A 14,690-nucleotide genomic window follows, 5' to 3' on the forward strand; every position below is an offset into this window, starting at 1 on the left:
CAAGGCTTCGGGCAGGGACGCGCGAACGCCCGCGCGGAAACGGTCCGGCGGCGCACAGGCGACCTGACCGGACACCCCGCCGGAGGACGTTATCTGTCGGGGCAGGTCTCCTGGCTCACGGGTCACGGCTTCGGGTCCGGCCTTCCCGGGAGCGAACCCCCAGTGACACGTGATGGACCTTCGGCTCGCCGCTTACAGTTGCGGGGGCAGCGCCGGCGTCGCACCGGCTTCCCTCTTAGCTCCGCGCCGCCCGAAGACGACGCGCAGACCACGACAGGCGCTACAATGCCGGGCGTCGGGGCAAAGTCAAGAAACATATAAGGATATCCTTATGTGTTTTTGGACGCCGCATCGGAGGGTGCCCGGATCGACACGCGCCCTCGCCTGCCGTACCCCTGCGGCCTCCCCTTCTCACCTGTGACCGCGCCCATGCCCTCCGGACTTATCGCCCTGCTCGACGATGTGGCGGGGATCGCCAAGCTTGCGGCGGCGTCGATCGACGATGTCGGCGCCGCGGCGGGCAAGGCCGGGGTCAAGGCGGCGGGGGTCGTGGTCGACGACGCGGCGGTCACGCCGAAATACGTCACCGGCCTGTCGCCCAGCCGCGAGCTGCCGATCATCGGCAAGATCGCCATCGGCTCGATCCGCAACAAGCTGCTGCTGATCCTGCCCGTCGCCCTGTTGCTGACCGCCTTCGCGCCATGGGCCATCACGCCGCTGCTGATGTGCGGCGGGGCCTACCTCTGTTTCGAGGGGGCCGAAAAGCTGATGGAGATGTTCGGCGGCGGCCATGGCGAAGATGCGCCCGTCGAGGGCGACGCCGCCCATCTGGAGGCCACGACCGTCGCGGGCGCCGTGCGCACCGACCTGATCCTGTCGGCCGAGATCATGACCATCGCGCTGAACGACGTCTCGGACGCCCCGCTGTGGACCCAGGCTGGAGTGCTGATCGTCGTCGGCCTGGGCATGACCGTGATCGTCTATGGCGCGGTCGGGCTGATCGTGAAGATGGACGACATCGGCCTGCACATGGCCGAGCGCCCGTCGCGCTTCAGCCGGACCGTCGGCCGCTGGCTGGTCAAGGGCATGCCCATCGTCATGTCGTCCCTGTCCGTGATCGGCACCGCCGCCATGCTGTGGGTCGGCGGCGGCATCCTGCTTCACGGAACGCACACCCTGGGGCTGGACTGGCCCGCCGTGCCGGTCGAGCAGCTGGCCCATACGGTCGCCCATGCGCTGGGCCCGATTGGCGGCCTCGCCGGCTGGCTGACCACCGCCCTGATCTCGGCGGTGATCGGGATTGTCGTCGGCGCCGTGATCGCGGTCGTGTTGCACCAGATCCTGAAGCTGAAGCCCGGCGCCGCCACGCACTAGCTTCTCCAAACACGCGAACGTTATCCATTCACCTTATTTGGGGTTGTACAGGCGCGTCGCCGTTTGCCCCAATGCGGACCTTCACCAAAGGAGGGTCTGCTATGAAGCTCATCAAGTCTCTGGCGCTCGCGGCGGCGGTCGCCGTCGCCGGTATCGCCGGCGCGGCCTCGGCCGTGCCCCCGGGGCTCATGTACCAGAAGACCTATTACAGCGACGCCACCCTGACGACGGTGGTGGGCATCCAGGTCGACCGGTGCGTCAACGGCAACGTCGGCTCCGGCCCGCTGGCCGGTTCGAAGTCGGACTTCGTCGTCGCGGAAGCCGTCGGCTCCTGCCCGGGCGGCTACTGGTAGGCCCGCGGGCGACCCCCCGCCGTCACCGACGGCGGGGGGTCCTCCTCCGGAATCAGAAGTATTCGGCGTCGGCCGGGCAGGTCGCCGCCAGACGGCGGGCGGTGATCGAGGCCGGCAGGTAAGGCGTGCCGCGCGCCAGCTGGGCCCCGCCGCGGAAGGTGAAGCTTTCCTGCGTGTAGGTGCCGTTCAGGCGCACGTTCACCCGGCGGTTCTTGTGGTCGGTGCAGACGCCCTCGAAGCGCGCGTTGCCGTTGCCGACCTGACGCACCGGATAGGTGCAGCGCCAGCGGCGCGTCGACAGGCCGCCGAAGAACCGGTTGATCTCGCTGGGGCGGACGCATTTCTGCTGGGTGTCGCGCGACCCCACCGCGCTGGTCGTATACTCCCAGTAGCCGGGCAGGACGGTGTCGCCGCCGGTCTGCGCCGCCATGGCCGCCTGCGGGGTCGCGGGCGCGGCCAGGAACAGGGCGCCGATGATCGCGGGCACGGCGACGGCGGCGGCTCGGGTCAGGACGGTCTTCATCTCGTGGCCCCTCAGGCGGTTGGTCCGTTATGACTAGAAGGGATATATGGCCGGAATTGAACGGCGGCTGAACGGCCCCACGCCTTGACGCCCGGCAGACTCTTCCTCTATACGCCCCACCTCTCGCGCGGGATGTCGTCCCGCGCGCACCTGTTTCATGCGTCTGCACGCTTCGCGGACGGCTCCGAAGGATAGTCAGATGTCGCGTCGTTGCGAACTCACCGGTATCGGCCCGATGGTCGGCCACAGCGTGAGCCACTCGAACATCAAGACCAAGCGCCGGTTCCTGCCGTCGCTGAAGGCGGTCAAGGTCAGCTCGGACGCCCTGGGCCAGACCTTCTCGCTGCGTATCTCGAACGCCGCCCTGCGCACCCTCGACTACAAGGGCGGCCTGGACGCCTTCATCGTCAAGGCTCGCGACGAGCAGCTGTCGATCGCCGCCCAGCGCATCAAGCGCCAGATCAAGGCCAAGCTGGCTGAACAAGCCGCCGCCGCCTGATCCGCGACGACCATCACGTTTGAAGGGGCCGGTGGAAACACCGGCCCTTTTGCTTTGCGCGAAAGGCGGCGCATCCTGCGCCCATGACCCGCGACGAGATGTTCGCCTACGCCCTGACCCAGCCGGGGGCCGAGGATTCGACCCTGCACGGCGGGCGTTGCGTGCGGGTGCGCGGCCACTGGATCGTCAACGAAGGGCGCGAGCCGGACGCCCTGGCCCTGGCGCTGGATCTCGGCACGGTGGACTTCCTCAAGGAGACCGAGCCAGGGACCTATTTCCAGACCCCGCACTATGAGGGTTGGCCGGCGGTGCTGGTGCGCTACGCCGCGGCCGACGACGACCGGCTGCGCGAACAGATCGACAAGGCCTGGGCCCGGCGGGCGACCCGGGCCCAGCGCAAGGCGCGCGGACTGGAGGCTTGAAGCCAGACCTTGGCGGTTGCGTGACGGTCGCCGCCCCGCCAGTCTGCCCGCCTGTTCGCCGGGGAGTCACGCCATGTCCGCATCCATCCGCCGCGCCGCCCTGCTGGGCGCCTCGCTTCTGGCCCTGACCGCCGCGCCTGTCCTGGCGCAGGACGCCGGCACGCCGGAGATCACCCGCGAATCCACCGACTTCACCCTGGGCACCGATCAGCCCCGGACGCCGGAACAGCTGGCCATGCGCATCGACCGGGCGGACCTGTCGATCAAGGTCATCCCCGACGACAAGGCCATCGACGCCGTCGCCGTGCTGGAGATCACCGCCACCGCACCGCTGGAGGCCGTGGTGCTGGAGCTGGACACCCTGCTGACCGTCTCGTCGGTCCAGATCGACGGCGCCGAGGTCGGACCGGGCGGCTGGAGCAATCCGGAAGGCCGCATGACCATCCCCCTGCCCCGTCCCCTCGCCGAGGGCGGCAAGGCCGCGGTGCGCATCGCCTACGCCGGCGCCCCGCGCGTGGCCCCCAGCGCCCCATGGGACGGCGGCTTCGTCTGGGCCACGACCGTCGACGGCAAGCCGTGGATCGCCACCGCCGTCCAGCCCGAGGGCTGCGACATCTTCTGGCCCTGCATCGACAGCCCGCTGGCCGAACCCGGCCGGGTCGACCTGCACATCACCGTGCCCTCGGACCTTTCCGCCCCCTCCAACGGCCGCTTCATGGGCAAGCAGGATCACGGCGACGGCTGGACCACCTGGAACTGGTCGGCCGCCAATCCCAACACCTACGCCATCGCCCTGAACATCGGGCCGTACGAGGAGGTCACGACCGGCTACCGCAGCCGCTTCGGCAACACGATCCCGATGTCCTACTGGTACCTGCGCACGGACGACCCGGCCAAGGTACAGGCCCTGTTCGCCGAGTTCACGCCGATGATGGACTTCTACGAAGCCACCGTCGGCCCCTTCCCCTTCGGCGACGAGAAGATGGGCGTGGTCGAGACCCCGCACCTGGGCATGGAGCACCAGACCATCAACGCCTACGGCAACGGCTATCGGCTGGACGGCAAGGGCTACGACTGGCTGCTGCACCACGAACTGGCGCACGAGTGGTTCGGCAACCAGATGACCAACCGCAACGCCGACGACATGTGGCTGCACGAGGGTCTGGGCAGCTACATGCAGCCCCTCTACCTGCGCTGGCTGTACGGCGAACGGTATTTCCAGGCCGAACTGCTGAGCCAGCGCAACAACTTGGCCAATCGCTTCCCGGTGGTGTCCGGCGTCGAGAAGGCCGAGGACGAGGTCTACAAGGGCGAGGTCGGCCCCGGAAACGATATCTACTACAAGGGATCGCTGATCGCGCACTCGCTGCGCCTGTTGATCGGCGACGAGGCCTTCTTCCGGTCGGTGACCCGGTTGGTCTACGGACGCCCGGACCCGCGCCCCGGCAACTTCACCACCCGCTATGCGACGACCGACGAATTCCTGGCCATCGTCAACGAGGAGGCGGGCCGGGACCTGACCTGGTTCTTCCGCGGCTACCTGTATCAGGCCGCCCTGCCCGACCTGCGTCAGACGCGCGAGGGCGACCGGTTGACGCTTGAGTGGGTCACGGGCGACGGCGGGGTCTTCCCCATGCCGGTCGAGGTCGAGATCGACGGCCGCGTCGTCACCGTGCCGATGACCGGCGGCCGGGGCCAGGTCACGGCGCCCGCGGGCGCCCACGTCCTGATCGACCCGCAGAACAAGGTCCTGCGCCAGCAGGACTTCATCGAGGTGTGGAAGGGGCGGCAGCCCCGCTAGTCGACCGCCGCCGCGCTGATCGACTGCCGCACCAGCTGACAGCCCGCCTGCGTCGTCAGGAAGGCGATGTCGCCGGCGTCGCGGCCGCAGGCGATGCGCACCAGCCCCTCGACCGGGGCCAGCCCTGTCGGATCGACCAGCCACCAGCCGTCCGACAGCCAGACCTCGAAGATGGCGTGGAAGTCCGGCGGCTGCAGCTGGTCGGCATAGGCGCTGACCGCCCGCGCCGGGATGCCCGAGGCGCGGCACAGGGTGATCCCCATGTGGGTGAAGTCGCGGCACACCCCGGCCCGATCGATGAAGGTCCGCGCCGCCGTCGTATCGCTGTCCGACGCCCCGGGCTCATAGTCGATGTTGGTCTTGATCCAGTCGAGGATGGCCAGCACCCGCCCGCCGCCGACGGTGCCGTCGAAGGTCCGTTCCACGAACCGGCCGAACTGGTCCGACGGGCAGTACCGGCTGGGCCAGAGATAGGTCAGCACCTCGGGCGGCAGGTCGTTCCAGTCGTGCTGCACCGTCACTGGCGGCAGGCCCTTCAGGGTGCCGTTGTCGACCACCGCCTCATAGGTCAGGGCCACCTCGCCGGACAGGTGGGCGCGCAGGGTCCGGGCCCCGAACTCATCGTCCTCGTCCTCGATGAAGTCGACATGCGGCGTCGTCGTCAGCCGTTCCTCGAGCACATGCTGACCCGGCCAGTGCGCGACCTGGATCTTGTAGATGGCGTCGGTGGGCGGATCGAAACGATAGACGAGGTCGGCGCGGACGCGGATTTTCATGAGGTCTCGACTGGGCCAAGCGGGACCTGCCGTCAACGTCGGCGATGGAAGCGGCGTTCCGGGAAATCATCACGAGCCGCGAGGGCCGGTTCGCGGAGCCCGTTCCGACATTGACTCAGGAGTGGCAGACCGAAGAATGCCCGGCTCCGATTTTCCGGGGACCGGCTTTGGAGGAGCCCCGGCATGGACCTGATCAGCCTTCCGGTTTCGCCGTTCGCGGCTCGCGTTCGTATCGCGATCTACGCCAAGGATCTGCTGGTCAACATCGTCCCGCCGCCCTCGGGCTGGCCCAACAGTCGCCAGTTTCGGGACCTGAACCCGACCGGCCGCGTCCCGGTGCTGCTCGACGACCGGGGCGCCCTCTGGGAGTCCTCCGTCCTGCTCGAATATCTGGAGGAGCGCTTCCCGAGCCCTTCGTCGCTGATGCCCGTCGATCTCTTTGACCGGGCGACCGCACGGCTGCTGGTGCAGCACGTCGATCTCTATCTGATGCCGCCGGTGGTGACGCTCGCCGATCCACGGACCGATAGCGCGAGCGCGCGACGCGCGGTCGAGGATCTTCTGAATGGCCTCCAGATGGTCGATGGCCTGCTGGAGGGGCCGCGATACGCCCTCTGCGATCATCTCACCATCGCCGACTGCGCCCTGGCCCCCGCCCTGTTCGCGGTCGCGGTCACCGCCGACCGTCTCGGACTGGACCTGCTCGAGCCCGGCTCGCCCCTCGACACCTACGCCCGCCTGTCGAGGGAGGATCCGCACATCGACCGGGTGATCGGGGAGATGGAGGAGGGTTTGCGGCGGCTGACGCGGATCGGCTGATCCGGCGAACCGGCCAGAAGCCTATGGCTCCAGCTCGATGTCCCAGTACAGGTAGTCGAGCCAGCTCTGGTGCAGGTAGTGCGGCGGGAAGCGGCGGCCGTGTTCCTGCAGCTGCCAGGCGCTGGGCCTATGGGGCGCGCGGCGGATCATCATCTGCGCCTGCTGGGGCGTGCGCCCGCCCTTGCGCAGGTTGCAGGGGCCGCAGGCGGCCACGATGTTCTCCCACGTCGTGCGGCCGCCCCGGCAGCGCGGGATGACGTGGTCGAAGGTCAGCTCGGCGCTGTCGCCGCAGTACTGGCAGGCGAAGCCGTCGCGCAGGAAGACGTTGAAGCGGGTGAAGGCGGGCTGCCGGTCCTGATCCACATAGCTCTTCAGCGCGATCACGCTGGGCAGCTGGATCTCCATGGACGGGCTGCGCACGACCTTGTCGTAGACCGAGACCACGTCGACGCGGTCCTGATACACCGCCTTCACCACCTCCTCCCACGGCCAGATCGACAGCGGATAGTAGGACAGCGGACGGAAGTCGGCGTTCAACACCAGCGCGGGCCAACCCGACGGGGGGCGACTGAGGACCTGCATCAGGTCCGCTCCGCGTGACGGAGGGTTATGGAAGCGACAGGACTGAAGACACGTCTCCTTCCCTCGTCAGGCCCCAATGAGGGCAAGGAGAAGGCTAGACCTGATTCGACAGCTTGGCGATGACTGGACGACGACGCTTTCGCGACGCCGCCTAAAAGCGGCCGACCAGTTCGAACCGCTCGCACACCACCAGCATATCCGGCGAGAAATGCCCCTCTCGCCGGTAGTAGGCCTCGTGCTCCGTGCGCCAGTACTCGGGCGACAGATCGCCCTCGCCCTCGGCGCGCATGAAGTCCTCGCTCACGTCGCGATAAGGCATGATCTCGACTTCGGTCGTGCGGATGACGCAGGTGGGCGTTCCCGCCCCGTCCAGGATCACGCTCAGTTCGCCGACCGTGGGCATGATGTCGGCCTGGCAGGATGCGAGCGACGAACAGGTCGCCCGCTTTCCGCCCGCCAGAACCAGGGCCAGAAGCTCGTCAGCCAGTTCGGGGCTGTCCCCGAACGCCCAGCGGGGCGCGTCGCCAAAGGCGTCGAGCGATAGGGTCATCACGGGTTCTTCCTCAGTTGCGGACGACGGTGCCCGGAAAGGCCGGCAGGCTCCAGCCCCAGGCCAGCGCCCCGGCCCGCAGGCCGAAGCCCAGCGCGCCGCCGACGATGGCCGCCGGCCAGATATCCAGACCCAGCACGCGGGCGATGACGAAAACGGTGGCCGCCAGCAGGGCGGCGGACACGGTGATCTCGCGCCGCAGCAGGATGGACGGCTCCCCCGCCAGCAGGTCGCGCACCACCCCGCCGAAACAGGCCGTCAGGGCGCCCATGACGATGCAGATCAGCGGCGCGATGCCGAAGGCGCCGGCCTTGGCCGCCCCCATGACGCCATAGGCCGCCAGTCCGACCGCATCGAGCCACAGCAGGGCGCGGAACCGCCACGGCCGTGCGCCGATCAGCCAGACCGCCACCGATGCGGCCAGGCAGACGGCGATGTAGCGCCAGTCCTGCACCCAGAAGACCGGCGCCCCGATCAGCAGGTCGCGCAGGGTGCCGCCGCCCACGCCGGTGATCGCGCCGAAGAAGGCGAAGGTGACCAGATCATGCTTCTGCCGCGCCGCCGCCAGCGCGCCGGTCGCGGCGAACACGGCCACGCCCGCGAAGTCGAGCGCGCCGAGAACCGTCTCGGGATTGGCGATGGCGGGATCGATGATCGGCGTCATGGTTTCGCTTGTAGCGCCTAGAGCCTGATCGGTTGAGATGGAATCGCTTCGCGATCCATCGATGCCGTGGATCAGGCTCCAGGCACGACGTTGGAGCGAAATCTGAGTTCGGATGCCAAAGCATCCAAACCGGTTTCGCTCTACGCGGGCGGGTTCTCCAGCGCGATCTCGCCCCGCTTCACCGCGCCGTACCAGCCCCACAGCAGATGGGCGGCGACGCTGCGGTGCGGGCTCCACGCCTCGGCCCGGCGATTGGCCTCCTTTTCGCGGGGCCGCAGCGGCGCGCCGTCCGCCCAGCGCATCGCCTCCTGCAGGGCGATGTCCCCGCCGGGGAAGACGTCCGTACGCCCCTCGCAGAACATCAGGAAGGTCTCGGCCGTCCATCGCCCAACGCCCTTGATGGCCACCAGCCGGGCCACCGCCTCGTCGTCCGACAGCGTCTCCAGATGATCGAAATCGATCCGCCCCTCGACGTGGGCGCGGGCGATCTCGTGGCCGTAGGTGGCCTTCTGGATCGACAGGCCGAAGGACCGCAGCGTCTCGATGTCGGTGGCCAGCACACGCTCCGGCGTGACCACCCCTTCCAGCCCGTCCACCACCCGTTTCCAGATGGCGTTCGCCGAGGCCACGGAGACCTGCTGCTCCACGATCATCCGGAACAGGCCCTCGAAACCGCCGGTCCTCTGCCGCCATTCGAACACCGGCAGGCGCAGGTGCGCCTCACCCAGGGCGGGGTCGAGCGCGATCAGCGCCTCGCGGGCGGCGGCGATCTGCGCGGGGTCGGGCGGAACGGGCATGGGACCTCATCGACAGGGGAAAGCGGGCGATCTAATCGTTTGGCATGTTCACCCTGGACGATCTTCTGCACCCGATCACGCCCGCGCAATTCTTCGCGGACTATGATGACCGGAAACCGCTGCACGTCCCGGCGGGCGATGATCGCCGCAAGCGGCAGGTCCTGGCCTGGGCCGACTTCAACGCCATGCTGGACCGCACCACCAACTGGTCGGCCAACACCCTTCGCCTGATGATGAACCATCAGGCCGTGCCGCCCGAACAGTACTGCACGACGCTGACGACGATGGAGGGCGCGATCCCGCGGCCCGTGCCGGCGAAGGTCGAGATGCTGCTGGCCACGGGCGCCAGCCTGGTCGCCAACGACGTGATGTACCTGCACCCGCCCCTGACCGCGATCACCGCCGCGCTGGGCGAGGCCTTCGGCGCCAGGGTCGGGGCCAATGTCTATTGCTCGTTCCAGGGCGTGCAGGCGTTCGGCACCCACTACGACAACCACGACGTCTTCGTGATCCACACCGAGGGCGAGAAGGTCTGGAACCTGTATCAGGGCCGCGCGGCCAACCCCGTCGATCCCCTGCCGGACAACGCCGAGACCCGCCGCTATTTCGAGCAGACGCGTGGGCCGGTGATCCAGAAGGTCGTCATGAAGCCCGGCGACGTCCTCTACCTGCCGCGCGGCTGGTATCACGACGCCCTCGCCCAGGACGGCGGATCGCTGCACGTGACCTTCTCCGTCGCGCCGCTCTACGGCCGGATCCTGCTCAAGCTGCTCGACAACGCCGCCATGCAGAACACTGCCTTCCGGGCCTATCTGCCGCCCGCCTCGCGCGACGGCGGCGCCGCCCTCGGACGGCGGCTCAAGGAGCTGGGCGAGCTGCTCGCCGCCCTGTCCGCCTCGCCGGCCTTCCTCGACGAGGTGGCCATGACCCAGACCCAGCTGGTCGCCCGCCCCTCTGGCTTCAGCCTGCCCGAGCGCAAGCCGGTGACGCTGTGCCGGATCACGGGCCGCCCCTTCCCCCGCGCCCCCACCGGCGTGCAGGTGGCCTATGAGTGGATGCAGTTCGAGCGCCAGTTCGCCGTCGAGGACGCCGTCGCCCGCTTCGACTTCGTCTCCGAGGCCGACATCCGCGCGGGGGTCGAAGCCGCCCTCGCCGCGGGCGCCCTGCAAAGGGTCTGAGGCGCGCGCCGCATGATCACCCGGTTCGCCCCCTCTCCGACCGGACGGCTGCACAAGGGCCACGCCTTCTCGGCCCTGACCGCCTGGCGTGCGGCCAGGGCGGCCGGCGGGCGCTTCCTGCTGCGGATCGAGGACATCGACCCCACCCGCTGCAGGCCCGAGTTCGACGCCGGCGTCCTCGAGGACCTAGCCTGGCTGGGGCTGGACTGGGACGCGCCGGTGCGGCGTCAATCGGAACACCTGGCCGACTACGCCACGGTGGTGGACGCCCTGGACCGGCGCGGCCTGCTGTACCGCTGCTTCCGCACCCGCAAGGAGATCCTGGACTCCATCGGCGACGCCCCGCACGGCGCGGCGGAGGCGGTGCGGCCCGGCCCGCACCCCGTCGACGAGGAAGCCGCCCTGCTGGCGGAGGGCCGTCCCTTCGCCTGGCGGCTGTCGCTGGACCGCGCCCGCGAGACGCTCGGCGCCCGCGCCTGGGACGCCCTGGCCTTCGTCGAGGAGGGCGACGGCGACCGCGGCCTGATCCGCGCCCGGCCCGAAACCGCCGGCGACGTGGTCGTGGCCCGCAAGGACGCCGGGACCGCCTATCATGTGGCCGTCACCCATGACGACGCCCTGCAGGCCGTCACCCACGTCATCCGCGGGCAGGACCTGTTCGAGGCGACCCATATCCAGGTCCTGATCCAGGCCCTGATGGGCTGGCCCACGCCGGTCTATCGCCACCACCGGCTGATCACCGGCGAGGACGGCCGTCGCTACGCCAAGCGCGACGGCTCCGTCACCCTGGCCCACCTGCGCTCGGAGGGGCTGGACCCGGCCACCCTGCGCGCCGAGCTGGGCTTCTAGCGGAACAGCCCGTCGGTGTTCTTCGCCGGCGAGAAGACCACGGCCTTGTCCGGCGCCTCGACCTTGGCGCCCGGCCCGCCGATGGTCCGCAGGATGTGGCGGATGATGTTCAGCCGCGCGGTCTTCTTGTCGTCGGTGGCCACCACGCTCCACGGCGCGTGCTTGCTGTCGGTCTCGTCCAGCATGCGGTCGCGCGCCGCGCTGTAGGCGTCCCAGCGGGCCTGCGCCTCGGAATCCAGCGAGGACACCTTGAACCGCTTCAGCGGGTCCTCGATCCGCTCGCCCAGCCGCTTGGCCTGCTCGTCCTTGGAGATGTCGAGCCACAGCTTGATGATCGTCACCCCGTCGTCGGCCAGCATCCGCTCGAAGCGCGGCGCGTCCTTCAGGAACTGCTCGTGCTGCGCCGGGGTGCAGAAGCCCATCACCGGCTCGACACCGCCGCGGTTGTACCAGGAGCGGTTCAGGATGACCGTCTCGCCCGCCGCCGGCAGGTGGCCGACGTAGCGCTGGAAATACCACTGGGTCATCTCGCGGTCGGTCGGCTTGGGCAGGGCCACGACCCGCGTCTGCCGCGGCGACATGTATTCGGTCAGGCGCTTGATCGCCCCGTCCTTGCCCGCCGAGTCCCGTCCCTCGAACACGATCAGCGTCCGCCGGCCGTTGTCGATCGTCCACGCCTGGGTGTCGACGATCGCGATCTGGAGCCGCTCCAGCACGTCGTCATAGTCATTCTTGGTCTTGGCCATGCGCCCACCCTGCGCCCCCATGGCGCGTCGGGCAATGCAACGCCCAAGCTTGCGGGCCGTTGCAGCCCCCCGATCGCCCTTTGCCGAACCGCCCGGGCCGGTTAACCCTGTGCGGGCATGCAGCGCGACTTCGCCGATTTCTGGAACCTGATGTGGGAGGCCGCGCTGGGCGTCTGCGCGGCCTTCGCCCTGCTGAACGCCTTCGCCCCAGCCCAGGACCTGCCGTGGAAGCCGCTGGACCTCAGCCATCCCATCGGCCAAGCCACCGCCGCCAAGGTCGACGACTTCGAGCTGACCCGCGTCTCCGCCCCGGAGGAGGTCGCCGCCGTCACCGACGCCTGCATCCAGATCCTGCGCGACGCGGGCGTCACGGTGGAGCGCGCGCCCGACCGCGACGACGGCGGCTTCTGCATCGTGCGCGGCGCCGTGCGCATCACCGGCGGCGACATCACCCCCCTGGCCCCCGGCGGCCTGGTCATGCAGTGCCCGCTGGCGGTCCGCTACGTCATCTGGGACCGGCAGGTGCTGCGCCCCGCCGCGCAGGAGATCCTCGGCTCGAAGGTCGCCCGGGTCGACAACTACGGCTCCTACGCCTGCCGCCGCATCTACAACTCCGACAGGCCCCAGGACCGCCCCAGCGAACACGCCCGCGCCAACGCCCTGGACGTCGCCGGCGTCACCCTGGAGGACGGCCGCACCGTCTCCGTGGCCAATGACTGGGCCGGCCAGGGCCAGGCGGGGGAGCCCGGGGCCCGCTTCCTGCACCGCCTGAAGGACGGCGGCTGCCGGGTGTTCTCGACCGTTCTGACCCCGGACTACAATGAGGCGCACAAGGACCACCTGCACCTTGACGGCGCCCCGCGCGGCCTGTGTGGTTAAACCCTGCTCATAATGTTCGCCTTGCGAACGAATCTCTTTGCTGTTGACCAGTCCGGTTTTGCGGGAGAGAACTTCGCCCGCAGTCCGGATTTCGCGCGGCCTCCACACCCGTGCACCGCTCCTTCTTACGGAACGAGCTTGTCCAGATGGGCTGACGGATGACCCCGTCGGGGCATCCGCCTGGAAAGCGCGTTTACGGAGACGCATTATGGCGACCGGCACGGTCAAGTGGTTCAACCCGACCAAGGGTTTCGGTTTCATCCAGCCTGATGGCGGCGGCTCGGACGTTTTCGTCCACATCACCGCGGTTCAGAAGGCCGGCCTCGCGGGCCTCGATGAAAACGCCAAGGTCGAATACGAGCTGGAATCCCAGCGCGGCAAGACCTCGGCCGTGGACCTGAAGATCCTCTAGGGATCGACACCCACGTCGAACAAGATGGGCGCGGGGGCCAAGGCCTCCGCGCCTTTTTGTTTTCTCCCTCCCCTCCTGGGGAGGGTGGACCGCGAAGCGGGACGGGTGGGGGAACCGCCGCACGAACCCATCCTCCGCCGACATCCCCTCATCCGAGCGGCTCCGCCGCCCACCTGCTCCCCCGAGGGGAGAAGGACGAGATGCCGCCTTCTCACGGCACATCCTCCGCCACGCCCGCCGGCAGCCCTGTCTCCTCCCGCCACGCCTCACGGTTGGCCATCAGTGTGAGCCCGTCCAGATAGCCGGACGGCCCCAGCCGCCCCTCCTCGTCCCAGAAGGTTTCGGTCCACGGGTGCTTGTCGGTCAGCCACGCCCGGTCCTTCGCCGCGACCTCCGCGCCCAGATGTTCGGCCCGCCACTCCAGCACGAAGCCGACATGCCACAGGGGCACGCCCACGGGCGTCTCCTCCCCCTGCATGGCGGCGGCCAGGGTCATCGCCAGCGCCCGCGTCTCGGCCAGCCTCAGTTCGAACGCCTCCAGCCGCGCCCGCGCCCACCGGTCCCAGCCCTCCACGGGCTCCGGCTTCGGATCGGCCCGCTCGGGCCGCCCCCAGTTCTCCGAGGCCCGTCGCCGCCACAGGTTGGCCAGCCCGACCTGATACCGCCGCGCCAGCGACGCCCCGGTCTCCCCGGCCTCCCACTGGCGACGGATCTCGTCCCAGGTCTCCTCCGAACGGATTTTCTGATCGCTCCAGTCCATGCGCGAACGATAGACCGGCGATACGTCAAAACCGGACGTACGCCCTCATTCTCCCTCCCCTTCTGGGGAGGGTGGCTGTCGCGCAGCGACAGACGGGTGGGGCGCGGCCGCACCTTCCCCATCTTCATCCCCCGCTCGCGCTGCGTGAGCCGGCGGAATGCCGAAGGTCAGCCGCCCCCGTCCGCCCCCACCCGTTCGAAGGTCATGATCCAGTTGACCTCCCAAGTCGCGCCGCCGTCGGCGGAGAAGGCCTGCTCCCACCGCGCACTGGTCGCCGTGATGTCGGACCAGACGAACCGTATCCGGATGGACCGGCCGTCCAGGCTGTCCTCGGCGAAGAACCGGCCGACGCCGTCCTCGAATCGTCCCTGCACCGGCGGGTCGACCTGGCTGGAGCGCCCGTCATGCCACCAGATCGACCAGACCCCGGTCGCCGGATCGCGCCGCCGGAACGCCGCCGCGCGCCAGGCGCCGTCGGGGTCCTCCAGCACCTGGTCCTCGACATTGGCCTCCCCGGCCATCAACCCGACGGCGCGGCAGGTCCCGCCGAACTCGACCCACTCCGTAGACCCGACGAGCCGTCCCCTCAGCTTGCGATGGCGCACCCGCCAGTCGCCGGTCTGGAACTCGAAATCCGTCATGAGGGGCTCCCGGTCATGGTGATGGCGGGAGGGGTAGCAGGGTGTTGCTGACAGCAGAGTGGCAG

Annotated in this window: 19 protein-coding genes and 1 riboswitch; of the genes, 10 read left to right on the forward strand and 9 right to left on the reverse strand. The window is 69.3% G+C overall.

The window, feature by feature from the left end; translation table 11 throughout:
* Nucleotides 1-83: 83 nt before the first annotated feature.
* Nucleotides 84-288, reverse strand: a riboswitch (cobalamin riboswitch).
* Between the two features lie 141 nt (nt 289-429).
* Nucleotides 430-1,374 carry a DUF808 domain-containing protein gene (locus AC07NB_RS05710; protein WP_494571246.1) on the forward strand — a complete coding sequence of 315 codons (945 nt, stop codon included), beginning with the start codon at nt 430-432 and terminating at the stop codon, nt 1,372-1,374.
* 101 nt (nt 1,375-1,475) lie between these two features.
* On the forward strand, nt 1,476-1,727 hold the full coding sequence (locus AC07NB_RS05715; RefSeq protein WP_291841025.1) for a hypothetical protein: 252 nt from the start codon (nt 1,476-1,478) through the stop codon (nt 1,725-1,727).
* A 52-nt stretch (nt 1,728-1,779) separates the two neighbouring features.
* On the opposite strand, the gene AC07NB_RS05720 is transcribed toward AC07NB_RS05715, so the two are convergent.
* A complete protein-coding gene (locus tag AC07NB_RS05720; RefSeq protein WP_291841027.1) occupies nt 1,780-2,250 on the reverse strand; it encodes a DUF3617 domain-containing protein in 471 nt (156 codons plus the stop codon).
* Nucleotides 2,251-2,449: 199 nt separating this feature from the next.
* Between AC07NB_RS05720 and rpmB the strand changes: the two genes are divergently transcribed.
* The 3 genes from rpmB (at nt 2,450) to AC07NB_RS05735 (ending at nt 4,972) form a co-directional block, all read left to right on the forward strand.
* Entirely contained in the window at nt 2,450-2,749 is a 300-nt protein-coding gene (gene rpmB, locus AC07NB_RS05725) for a 50S ribosomal protein L28 (RefSeq protein WP_291841029.1), read from the forward strand.
* 83 nt (nt 2,750-2,832) lie between these two features.
* Complete coding sequence (locus AC07NB_RS05730; RefSeq protein WP_492313872.1) at nt 2,833-3,171, forward strand: MmcQ/YjbR family DNA-binding protein; 339 nt, start codon at nt 2,833-2,835, stop codon at nt 3,169-3,171.
* A gap of 73 nt (nt 3,172-3,244) precedes the next feature.
* Nucleotides 3,245-4,972 (forward strand): M1 family metallopeptidase, encoded by a 1,728-nt coding sequence (locus AC07NB_RS05735; protein WP_494571247.1) that lies wholly within the window; start codon nt 3,245-3,247, stop codon nt 4,970-4,972.
* Here AC07NB_RS05735 and AC07NB_RS05740 read toward each other — a convergent pair.
* Nucleotides 4,969-5,748, reverse strand: coding sequence for a transglutaminase-like domain-containing protein (locus AC07NB_RS05740; RefSeq protein ID WP_494571248.1), 780 nt, complete (start codon nt 5,746-5,748; stop codon nt 4,969-4,971). The genes AC07NB_RS05735 and AC07NB_RS05740 overlap by 4 nt on opposite strands.
* Nucleotides 5,749-5,931: 183 nt before the next feature.
* On the opposite strand from AC07NB_RS05740, the gene AC07NB_RS05745 reads away from it, so the two are divergent.
* Nucleotides 5,932-6,567: a glutathione S-transferase family protein gene (locus AC07NB_RS05745; RefSeq protein ID WP_494571249.1), complete on the forward strand. Its 636-nt coding sequence runs from the start codon at nt 5,932-5,934 to the stop codon at nt 6,565-6,567.
* 21 nt (nt 6,568-6,588) lie between these two features.
* Here the strand turns inward: AC07NB_RS05745 and AC07NB_RS05750 are convergent, their stop codons facing one another.
* From AC07NB_RS05750 to AC07NB_RS05765, 4 genes are all read right to left on the reverse strand, one after another.
* Nucleotides 6,589-7,149, reverse strand: coding sequence for an HNH endonuclease (locus AC07NB_RS05750; protein WP_291837425.1), 561 nt, complete (start codon nt 7,147-7,149; stop codon nt 6,589-6,591).
* 151 nt (nt 7,150-7,300) lie between these two features.
* The gene (locus AC07NB_RS05755) at nt 7,301-7,699 is read right to left on the reverse strand and encodes an ASCH domain-containing protein (RefSeq protein WP_291837423.1); all 399 of its coding nucleotides are present in this window, start codon (nt 7,697-7,699) and stop codon (nt 7,301-7,303) included.
* A 13-nt stretch (nt 7,700-7,712) separates the two neighbouring features.
* Nucleotides 7,713-8,363, reverse strand: coding sequence for a trimeric intracellular cation channel family protein (locus AC07NB_RS05760; RefSeq protein WP_492313876.1), 651 nt, complete (start codon nt 8,361-8,363; stop codon nt 7,713-7,715).
* 140 nt (nt 8,364-8,503) lie between these two features.
* Nucleotides 8,504-9,160, reverse strand: coding sequence for a DNA-3-methyladenine glycosylase family protein (locus tag AC07NB_RS05765; protein WP_494571250.1), 657 nt, complete (start codon nt 9,158-9,160; stop codon nt 8,504-8,506).
* A 44-nt stretch (nt 9,161-9,204) separates the two neighbouring features.
* On the opposite strand from AC07NB_RS05765, the gene AC07NB_RS05770 reads away from it, so the two are divergent.
* A complete protein-coding gene (locus AC07NB_RS05770) occupies nt 9,205-10,338 on the forward strand; it encodes a cupin domain-containing protein (RefSeq protein ID WP_494571251.1) in 1,134 nt (377 codons plus the stop codon).
* A gap of 12 nt (nt 10,339-10,350) precedes the next feature.
* Complete coding sequence (gluQRS, locus tag AC07NB_RS05775; protein ID WP_494571252.1) at nt 10,351-11,187, forward strand: tRNA glutamyl-Q(34) synthetase GluQRS; 837 nt, start codon at nt 10,351-10,353, stop codon at nt 11,185-11,187.
* Here gluQRS and ppk2 read toward each other — a convergent pair.
* Nucleotides 11,184-11,933 carry a polyphosphate kinase 2 gene (gene ppk2 / locus AC07NB_RS05780; RefSeq protein WP_494571253.1) on the reverse strand — a complete coding sequence of 250 codons (750 nt, stop codon included), beginning with the start codon at nt 11,931-11,933 and terminating at the stop codon, nt 11,184-11,186. The genes gluQRS and ppk2 overlap by 4 nt on opposite strands.
* 117 nt (nt 11,934-12,050) lie before the next feature.
* On the opposite strand from ppk2, the gene AC07NB_RS05785 reads away from it, so the two are divergent.
* Together AC07NB_RS05785 and AC07NB_RS05790 are read left to right on the forward strand one after the other, a co-directional pair.
* Complete coding sequence (locus AC07NB_RS05785; protein WP_494571254.1) at nt 12,051-12,812, forward strand: extensin-like domain-containing protein; 762 nt, start codon at nt 12,051-12,053, stop codon at nt 12,810-12,812.
* 208 nt (nt 12,813-13,020) lie between these two features.
* Nucleotides 13,021-13,224, forward strand: coding sequence for a cold-shock protein (locus tag AC07NB_RS05790; protein ID WP_291837410.1), 204 nt, complete (start codon nt 13,021-13,023; stop codon nt 13,222-13,224).
* Nucleotides 13,225-13,435: 211 nt separating this feature from the next.
* Here AC07NB_RS05790 and AC07NB_RS05795 read toward each other — a convergent pair whose 3' ends face one another.
* Together AC07NB_RS05795 and AC07NB_RS05800 are read right to left on the reverse strand one after the other, a co-directional pair.
* Nucleotides 13,436-13,984: a hypothetical protein gene (locus tag AC07NB_RS05795; RefSeq protein WP_494571255.1), complete on the reverse strand. Its 549-nt coding sequence runs from the start codon at nt 13,982-13,984 to the stop codon at nt 13,436-13,438.
* Between the two features lie 167 nt (nt 13,985-14,151).
* Entirely contained in the window at nt 14,152-14,625 is a 474-nt protein-coding gene (locus tag AC07NB_RS05800) for a DUF1579 domain-containing protein (RefSeq protein ID WP_494571256.1), read from the reverse strand.
* Nucleotides 14,626-14,690: the final 65 nt, after the last annotated feature.

It is taken from the genome of Brevundimonas sp. GW821-FHT09G01 (assembly GCF_059416065.1).

Bases quoted from the DNA above. Each gene is read 5' to 3' on its own strand.
- AC07NB_RS05740 (WP_494571248.1), bottom strand. From the start codon at position 5,748: ATGAAAATCCGCGTCCGCGCCGACCTCGTCTATCGTTTCGATCCGCCC.
- AC07NB_RS05710 (WP_494571246.1), top strand. From the start codon at position 430: ATGCCCTCCGGACTTATCGCCCTGCTCGACGATGTGGCGGGGATCGCC.
- AC07NB_RS05745 (WP_494571249.1), top strand. From the start codon at position 5,932: ATGGACCTGATCAGCCTTCCGGTTTCGCCGTTCGCGGCTCGCGTTCGT.
- ppk2 (WP_494571253.1), bottom strand. From the start codon at position 11,933: ATGGCCAAGACCAAGAATGACTATGACGACGTGCTGGAGCGGCTCCAG.
- AC07NB_RS05770 (WP_494571251.1), top strand. From the start codon at position 9,205: ATGTTCACCCTGGACGATCTTCTGCACCCGATCACGCCCGCGCAATTC.
- gluQRS (WP_494571252.1), top strand. From the start codon at position 10,351: ATGATCACCCGGTTCGCCCCCTCTCCGACCGGACGGCTGCACAAGGGC.
- AC07NB_RS05735 (WP_494571247.1), top strand. From the start codon at position 3,245: ATGTCCGCATCCATCCGCCGCGCCGCCCTGCTGGGCGCCTCGCTTCTG.
- AC07NB_RS05785 (WP_494571254.1), top strand. From the start codon at position 12,051: ATGCAGCGCGACTTCGCCGATTTCTGGAACCTGATGTGGGAGGCCGCG.
- AC07NB_RS05760 (WP_492313876.1), bottom strand. From the start codon at position 8,363: ATGACGCCGATCATCGATCCCGCCATCGCCAATCCCGAGACGGTTCTC.
- AC07NB_RS05715 (WP_291841025.1), top strand. From the start codon at position 1,476: ATGAAGCTCATCAAGTCTCTGGCGCTCGCGGCGGCGGTCGCCGTCGCC.
- AC07NB_RS05750 (WP_291837425.1), bottom strand. From the start codon at position 7,149: ATGCAGGTCCTCAGTCGCCCCCCGTCGGGTTGGCCCGCGCTGGTGTTG.
- AC07NB_RS05800 (WP_494571256.1), bottom strand. From the start codon at position 14,625: ATGACGGATTTCGAGTTCCAGACCGGCGACTGGCGGGTGCGCCATCGC.
- AC07NB_RS05755 (WP_291837423.1), bottom strand. From the start codon at position 7,699: ATGACCCTATCGCTCGACGCCTTTGGCGACGCGCCCCGCTGGGCGTTC.
- AC07NB_RS05730 (WP_492313872.1), top strand. From the start codon at position 2,833: ATGACCCGCGACGAGATGTTCGCCTACGCCCTGACCCAGCCGGGGGCC.
- AC07NB_RS05795 (WP_494571255.1), bottom strand. From the start codon at position 13,984: ATGGACTGGAGCGATCAGAAAATCCGTTCGGAGGAGACCTGGGACGAG.
- AC07NB_RS05765 (WP_494571250.1), bottom strand. From the start codon at position 9,160: ATGCCCGTTCCGCCCGACCCCGCGCAGATCGCCGCCGCCCGCGAGGCG.
- AC07NB_RS05720 (WP_291841027.1), bottom strand. From the start codon at position 2,250: ATGAAGACCGTCCTGACCCGAGCCGCCGCCGTCGCCGTGCCCGCGATC.
- rpmB (WP_291841029.1), top strand. From the start codon at position 2,450: ATGTCGCGTCGTTGCGAACTCACCGGTATCGGCCCGATGGTCGGCCAC.
- AC07NB_RS05790 (WP_291837410.1), top strand. From the start codon at position 13,021: ATGGCGACCGGCACGGTCAAGTGGTTCAACCCGACCAAGGGTTTCGGT.